General features: G+C 47.5%; 5 protein-coding genes. 2 read left to right on the forward strand and 3 right to left on the reverse strand.

Features of this window, described 5'->3' with window-relative positions; genetic code table 11:
- Positions 1-84: 84 nt before the first annotated feature.
- A complete protein-coding gene (locus PK629_07295; GenBank protein ID HOP11279.1) occupies positions 85-2439 on the reverse strand; it encodes a glycoside hydrolase family 95 protein in 2355 nt (784 codons plus the stop codon).
- 208 nt (positions 2440-2647) lie between these two features.
- Between PK629_07295 and PK629_07300 the strand changes: the two genes are divergently transcribed.
- Complete coding sequence (locus tag PK629_07300; protein HOP11280.1) at positions 2648-3445, forward strand: helix-turn-helix transcriptional regulator; 798 nt, start codon at positions 2648-2650, stop codon at positions 3443-3445.
- Positions 3446-3531: 86 nt separating this feature from the next.
- On the opposite strand, the gene PK629_07305 is transcribed toward PK629_07300, so the two are convergent.
- Both PK629_07305 and PK629_07310 read right to left on the reverse strand, forming a co-directional pair.
- Positions 3532-5763 carry a hypothetical protein gene (locus PK629_07305; GenBank protein HOP11281.1) on the reverse strand — a complete coding sequence of 744 codons (2232 nt, stop codon included), beginning with the start codon at positions 5761-5763 and terminating at the stop codon, positions 3532-3534.
- Between the two features lie 130 nt (positions 5764-5893).
- Positions 5894-7042: a glycosyltransferase gene (locus PK629_07310; GenBank protein ID HOP11282.1), complete on the reverse strand. Its 1149-nt coding sequence runs from the start codon at positions 7040-7042 to the stop codon at positions 5894-5896.
- A 169-nt stretch (positions 7043-7211) separates the two neighbouring features.
- Here PK629_07310 and PK629_07315 point away from each other — a divergent pair, with 169 nt between their 5' ends.
- Complete coding sequence (locus PK629_07315; protein HOP11283.1) at positions 7212-7778, forward strand: TetR/AcrR family transcriptional regulator; 567 nt, start codon at positions 7212-7214, stop codon at positions 7776-7778.
- Positions 7779-7851: the final 73 nt, after the last annotated feature.

The raw sequence follows: 7851 nt of genomic DNA on the forward strand, positions 1-7851 counted from the left end.
CCTCCTTTTAGGAAGATCCTATTACAGGATTCGTTTATATGATACCCAAGACAGATGGCTGAAATGTGAAGGAATTATGGATATTTAACCCTCGAAAGTGACCTCCTGGCCGGCGATAAAGCGAACTTTCACCTGTTTTCCGTCATAACGGACGACAGCGTCAAAATTCTGTTTCGGCATGAAAATAGCGTTTTTCAATTTACCGTTTTCCCAGGTCAGCGAGACTTCGAGACCTCCTTTGGCGCACAGGCCGCTGATGCTGCCTTCTTTGAATTCCGAAGGCAGCGCCGGAAGCAAGGTCACCAAATTACCGCGGGATTGTAACAACAATTCGGAAAGCCCCGAGACAAAACCGAAATTGCCGTCGATCTGGAACGGCGGGTGCGCATCGAACAAATTGGGGTAGGTACCGCCGCCCTTGCTGTAATCCATCGGCGAATCGGGATCGACCAAGCGCAGCTGCATACACATCAACTGATAAGCGTGGTCACCGTCATGCTGACGGGCCCACTGGTTGATCTTCCAACCCAAACTCCAGCCGGTACCTTCGTCTCCGCGCAATTCAAGCGATTTTCTGACCGCCATTGCCAAATCCGGCGTCTGTTCGAGGTTGATCTCCTCACCCGGGTGCATACCGTAAAGATGGGAGATATGGCGATGACCCGGTTCGTTCTCCTCATAATCGTCATCATATTCAAGAATCTGGCCCTTTGAGCCGAGTTTATACGGTACAATTTTTTGAATCGTTTTACGCAGCAAATCGCCAAAATCATTATCCCCGATTACATCACAGCATTTGGCGGTGTTGGTGAACACATCACGCATGATGGCGTTGGACATCGTGGCGTATTTACCGACCATGCAGCGGACGCCGTCTTTATTATAAAATTGATTTTCGGGTGAGGTGCCGCCGGCGAAACACAGACCTTCTTGGGTCTCAGTCAGCATGGAGAGGTAAAAATTCGAGCATTCTTTTAAAATCGGATAAGCAGTGTCACGTAAATAGGAGAAATCGGGTTCGTATTCGTAATGCTCCCAAACATGGCGGCACAGCCAACCCGAGGAAAACGGCCAGAAAGCCCAGAGCGAGATGTTTTTGCCCTTCATGCCCGGAGGGGTCGTCTTGCGCCAAAGGTCGCAGTTGTGATGGGAACAAAAACCTTTTCCGCCGTATAGATCCCTTGCTGTGGCGATACCGGCTTGTGCAATGTCCTTTACCATCTCAATCAGCGGCAGGTGCATCTCAGCTAAATTTGTCATCTCGGCGGGCCAGTAGTTCATTTCGGTGTTGATGTTCGTGGTATAGTTGGAACGCCACGGAGCAAAGAGTTTATCGTTCCAGATGCCCTGCAGATTCAACGGTTGGCTGCCCTGCCGGGAGCCGGAAATCATCAGATAACGCCCGAAGTTAAAAGCCAGCGTAAACAACGAGGGATCATTCTGCGTTCCAAAAAAGCTTTTTAAACGCTCATCCGTGGGTAAATCGCTTTCGGCAGATGAGCCGAGGTCAAGCCGTACACGCAGATAATATTCGGAAAAATCATAAATATGTTCCTTCACAACTGCGTCATAATTGTATTCGCCGACATGGTCAAGATCATTTTTTACAACGCCGTAGTAATCTTTTCCGTCCAAGAACGGCGAGCGGTCATAGCCGTTAAAACTGGTCGCGATCTTGAACCAAATCACCGCTGAATTGGCGTTCTTCACCTCAAGAAAGTCGCTGTCCTCTGCTGCGGTTAATTCCCCGCCTTCGAGTGTCACGCTGACACCGCCACGAAATTGAACGCCGCGTTTTTCGGGTACACTGCTGTAGGTCATGTAGTTAATTACTTTACCGTCAGCATCGCGGGCATAACAGTTGGACGGTGCCTCGCCGTCTATAAACAGTTTGTTTTTATCTACCGTGTAAATATTGCTGCGCAGACGACTTCTTAAACGAACTTTAAAGCTCACCGATTTTGCTTTATCCGCGCTGATTTTTATGACTAATGCATCGTGCGGATAGGAGACAATGTATTCACGATGATAACCGATACCATCCGCCTTATAATCAACCGTAGCAACTGCACGTTCCAGTTCCAAAGCGCGGCAATATTCAGTGATATTGTCAGAGTGATCGAAATCAAGCAACAAATCGCCCATCGGAAGATAGGTTTGGCTGTTGCCGCGTGAGATGTATTCCTCAAAGATTGCTTCGGCATCCTTAAACCGACCCTCAAGAGCCGCCTTTTTTATGTCGGCATAATGTTCCGAACTGTCGGGCGCGCTGTCGCAATTGGGATATCCGGTCCAAAGTGTATCTTCATTTAAATTAACGACTTCATGCATCGTCTCTCCATAAACCATCGCACCGATCCGTCCGTTACCGAGCGGAAGAGCGCTTGTAAAAGCGCTCGCGGGTTTATGATAAAAAAGCGTGTTATTGCTGTCGGGCACCGGTAAAACCTCCGTTCATCTGATGGATTCATTATACATGATCTATACTTTACATTCAAGCATTGTTTTTCAACCGGTTCAATGATAAAATTCAACTGACAGTTGATCGGATTCGACTGACAATCGATTGATTTTTGGGGATTTATGGGCTAAGGTTTTTACAGATCATTGATGTGCGCGCATCATGAATTTAATCGGGAGGTAAGGAATGATGGAGATCAAAATTTGCGAGAGCATAAAAAATCTGCGCAAGGAGACGGGGCTCGGTCAGGACGCGCTGGCTGAAGCGCTCGGCGTCAGTGTGCAGGCGGTCAGCAAATGGGAGACCGGCAATTCCCTGCCCGACGTGGCGCTGCTGCCGGGTATCGCCGAGTTTTTCGGCGTGACGGTGGATTACTTATTTTTTGGACCTCGGGAATCCGTTGCGGAAATCGATGTGCCGTTTACGGATGACGGTATACTGCGTGTGGTGCAATTTATCGGAAGAAAGATGATAACCAAAAACGTGTTTGAAAAGAATCGGGATCTGCGTGAATCCTTTATTCCGCTCGCCATTGATAAAATTTATAAAAACGAGCCCGTTTCGATCGAGATCTGGGGCAGCGCGAAAATCGACGGGGACATTGGCGGATACGTCGAAGCAAGAGACAGTGTCAACTGCGGCAACATCGGTGGTTATGTGAAAGCGGGAGACGGCGTCAACTGCGGCAATGTCGGTGGTTATGTGGAAGCGGGAGATAGTGTTAACTGCGGCTCTGTCGGCGCTCGAGTCCAAGCGGGAGACTGTGTTAACTGCGGCCCTGTCGGTACCCGCGTCGAGGCCGGAGACAGCGTTCGATGCGGTCCTGTGGGTGGTAATGTCAGCGCCGGAGATTCGGTGAATTGCGGCGATGTCAACGGCAATGTCGAATGTGACGGCGACATCTATTGCGGCGAAATCAAAGGCGATGCGCACTGTGAGGGTGATATCCACATTGAGAAATCAGAAAAATCGTTTTTATCGTAATCGTAGATATATTACAAAATCAATCCCGCTGACCAATTTCTCGGTCGGCGGGATTTACGTTTTACTTTATTGTATCGCGGGGAAATTTAACCTGCGTTAAACAAAGGCTCGAGGACATCTGCGTATTTTTCCAACGCATCAAGGACATAAGTGTCCCAATGGCGTGCGTCTTTCTCTGTATTACCGAACACATAATCCTCCTGCCCGTAATCAATGACATCAAAGCCGGGGATTGCCTTGCTTGCACCGGCGGTTCTGTATGCTGCGGCATCCGCGAGGCTGAATGAAACATTCGTAACGTCGTCATAATTAACCCAGCCGCTGATATCGGTTCCGGTTGCTGTCTCCGCCGTTCCATTCTGAGTCTGCGGCGTCGCAGCATCCTTTGTAATCGTCACCGCGCCCTCGACATGCTTTCCGTACATCTCGTCGACATAGAGGGAAAGAGAATTTCCGAATATTTCGGAGGGAACATGACCGCCGTCCCACTGCCATTCAATTACCGCATCAACACCGCCGCTGAGCCAAGCGATCTGCAGATTGAGCGAAGCGAACATCGACATATCGCCCTCGGCTGCGCCCATGACGATTCTTGTCCATGTCGGATTTTCAGTATCGTCCGCATTAATATAATTAAGCGGATTATAAAGAGATACAATGTTGTTGTCGTACTGATCTCCGGCTTCAATTTCTTCGATGTCTGCTTTATATGCTTCTACCATATCATTGTATGTCTCATAATTGGCGGAATCGTTTTGTCCGGTTGCCGACTGCGTGGTGCCTGCATCGGGAGTTCCGACTGCTGTTGCGTTGCCGTTGTTATCGCCTGTACCGGTAACATCACTCGGGGCACCGCCCGGAAAACCACCCGGAGCGCCGTTTGTGCCGCCCATATCACCACCCGAAACACCTAAAGTTCCGTTCGGAAAATCGCCGATGGTGCCTTCCATATCGCCGCCGGGACCGCCCATTTCATTCGTGGAACTTCCTTTTGCATAGCGACCTTCGATAAAGGCCTCGGCCTTGTCCGCAGAAGTCATAGCGGCGACTTCCTCATCACTGAGTGCATTACCGTCGTCATCGAACCAGGTCCAGCCATCCGCATAGTCCAGGTTATCCAGATACCATTGGAGATTTTGCGTGAATTCGGCTAAATAAAGATCAAGATAAGTACCGTGGTATCCGTTTGTCTCCGGATATGAATCCGGATCATATTCAATCGTTAATGCGATCATATCATCCGTATCCCCGTCATCGTTCAGATCAAAACCGACCGAAGTCTCTTTCACCGACAGGTTCTGACTGTTGATATAATCCATATAGGAAGCGGAGAGGTATTGCGCCAGCTGCATCTGGAACGAGCTTCCGAAGCTATAGGTCGTATCCATATAATATTCAAAAGCCATCGTTATATCGCCTTCATAAAGAGATGTAATCGCGCTGTAAGCGACGCAGCCCCATGCTCCGTCGGAAATTTCATAATCGGTTCCGTCAATGGTTACCGTCGTCGAATAGGTTCCGTCCGTGTTTTTATATACGCCGACAGCACCGCTTTCAATCTCATAGTTGTAAAAATCCGAATTATTGGATGTCGCTGCAAACATCGCAGCGTGTGCAGCGCCGCCGGATCCTCCTGTGGAGACAAGATAGTCCACGCTGCCTGGCAGATTTCCAAGCAGAATATTATACTTTACATACCGCGCCGCATCTTTTTGATCAACCAGACAGCAGGGAGCGTCGCCCGTATAATAAGTATTACCGCTTTCATCTGTAGCGGTATCCTGTTTGCCGCGGTTTCCGCATGCGACATTGATATATCCTTCCAAGGCATAACTTGCCGACGCCGCAGAATTAGTTGAGGAAGCATAACCGGCAGCACCTGTATTCAGAATCACCGGCGCCGTCGCAGCCGTATACACCTGTCCGTTGGTGCTTGTGATCTGTGCGTCATAATCGATTACAAGCGCACCTTTTACAGTACTTGCATAGGTTTCAGATGTGATGTCCGCGGTTTCGTCGCCGTCTGTATCAATTCCGGTGACATAAGCCCCGGGAACACAAACGGATACGCCCTGCTGATCGGGCAATTCCGGATAGGCGACCGCCGATACGACGGAGAGTACCCACGCGTCGGAATCCGCATAATAAGTCCACTCCTGATCCGCGTTGTTTGCAAGATTCAGTGTGTTTTCGATATACTCTTTATCCTCCGGATTTGCAACATCGGAAGCACTGCTCGCTTCTTTGCCGTTTACACTACAAGCATTTAGGGCAAACAGTATTAAAGCGGAAACAAAAATTGACAATATCTTTTTCATTTGTCTTCTCTCCTATACTCCTATATTTATAGTTGTAACTTTGTTCCCTAACTATCTTTATACCACAAAAATCAGAATTTCTAAAGGGGAAAAACGAAAAATTTTATAAATAATTAAAATATTTCCGAAATCAGGCAGTTAATGCCGAATTTGCTCCGTAAATCTTTTTATATGCTCCGAGAAACATCTTCTCTAGTTCCTGTGCGGATTTATGTATCGCATATTCCTCTGCGTGTTCATGATAAACCCGTTCCATATGCCTTCGTTCCTCCGCATTTTCCAGCCAATAGTCAATTTTTTGCGAGAGTTCCTTTGCATCGCCCGACTTGAATAAACTGCGCGAATCCAAAGCGAATTTTCCTGTGGACGTCATTTTTCCGTCGGCGATGATCGGAACGAGGCCCGATGCAATTGCCTCAAGGCAGGACATCCCTTCGATTTCAACCTGCGCGGTATGAATATAAAGATCCGAATAAGCCATCACCTGTTTTAATTCCGTTTTCTGTAAAAAGCCGAATACGGGTTTATTTGAGAGGTTTTTCGAAAGCCGCTGATACTGCTTTTCCAAAGGCCCCTGCCCCGCAAAAATCAATTGGATTCGATCTTCATATTTGGATTTTTTAACGGCTTTTATCAACACATCCTGCCGCTTTTCCCGTGAATAACGCCCGGTCATTAAAATCACGAATTTATCTTGAAACGCTTCGGGTTTCGGTATACGGTGATATTCAAATTCCGGCGTTACCCCGTTGGAAATCACATGAAGATCTGCTGTATATCCCCAGTTTATCAGATTTTGCATGACCTTTTCGGAAGGACAGTGAATATCACTGCAATATTGAAAAACATTGCGTTCAAATGCGCGTGCCAGCGCTTTATTCACCGGTTTCATCCAGGCCAGATGAATGGATGAAGTGATGTTTTCCGGATATGTGTGAAAAACGCCTGTGCAGGGTTTTCCCATTTCGGCGGCGGTTTTTGCCGTTTTTGAGGCCACGACAAAACAATTCTCAAGATGAACTAAATCTGCCCATTCCACCGCTTCCCGAATTACCGCTTGATCCGCTTTGGCAAAAGTCACGCCCTGCTTTTTTACAAGCGGGTCAAAAAGCGGCAACTTGAATTCCCCGAGCGGAAATTCCGGCTGTCCGTTGACGTCGCTTGCCAATATCCTGACTTCGTGACCGCGTTTTTTAAGTTCATCCGCAAAACGCTGGGCCGAGATGCCTCCCCCATTATTTGCCGCAAAATATTCGTCCATTGCGAATAAAATCTTCACAAACAAACACCCTCTTGACAAATTGCAACATTTATCTACAATTGTCTTTAAATAGACACACGTCTATTGTATAATAAATGATATTTATATATCCGTCAACAGGCGATTTTTTGCGGTTCGTCCATTAACGGACACAATCGTCGGTCAATGTCCAGAAAGGAGTATAACTATGGACAGGAGAATCAGAAAAACCCAAGAAAGCTTACAGCTTGCCATGGCAACACTTTTACAGAAAAAACCGCTTTCTTCCATTACGGTTAAGGAACTGTGCGCAAAAGCGGATATCAACAAGAGCACCTTTTATCTCCACTATCATGACATCTATGACTGCGCTTCCCGCATGTATAACAGCATCATCAGTAAAATGACCGGGCTTCTGGAACAATATAACACTGAGGAACAGCGTTATAAACTGCCGGAGATCCTGAAAAGTGCTATGGATATCTACACGGAAAACAAAACGACTTATGAACCGTTTTTAAAATCGGCTTCACATGCATCGGTGGTATATGGGATCAGACGGCAGGTCGTACTGGCGGCATGCGCACTGGGAAGCCCTCAGCAGCAAAAAGACCCGCTGTATCGGTGCGGTATCGCATTCTTGGTGTCCGGGTTATTTGGCATCCTTGAGCAATGCGATTATGACGAGATCACCGTTGAAGTGGTCAGAACCGTCGGTGAGGCGATTCAAAACGAGTTTCTGGCACGATTCGACGAACTTGAAAAACGTCGTTAGATCTGCCCTGTTAAACGTTTTTTGTAGGTTTGTCAATGATGTGTTACAAAAAGGATAAAGAAAAAAGGATTAC

Source organism: Oscillospiraceae bacterium (assembly GCA_035380125.1).
Lineage (GTDB): Bacteria > Bacillota > Clostridia > Oscillospirales > JAKOTC01 > DAOPZJ01.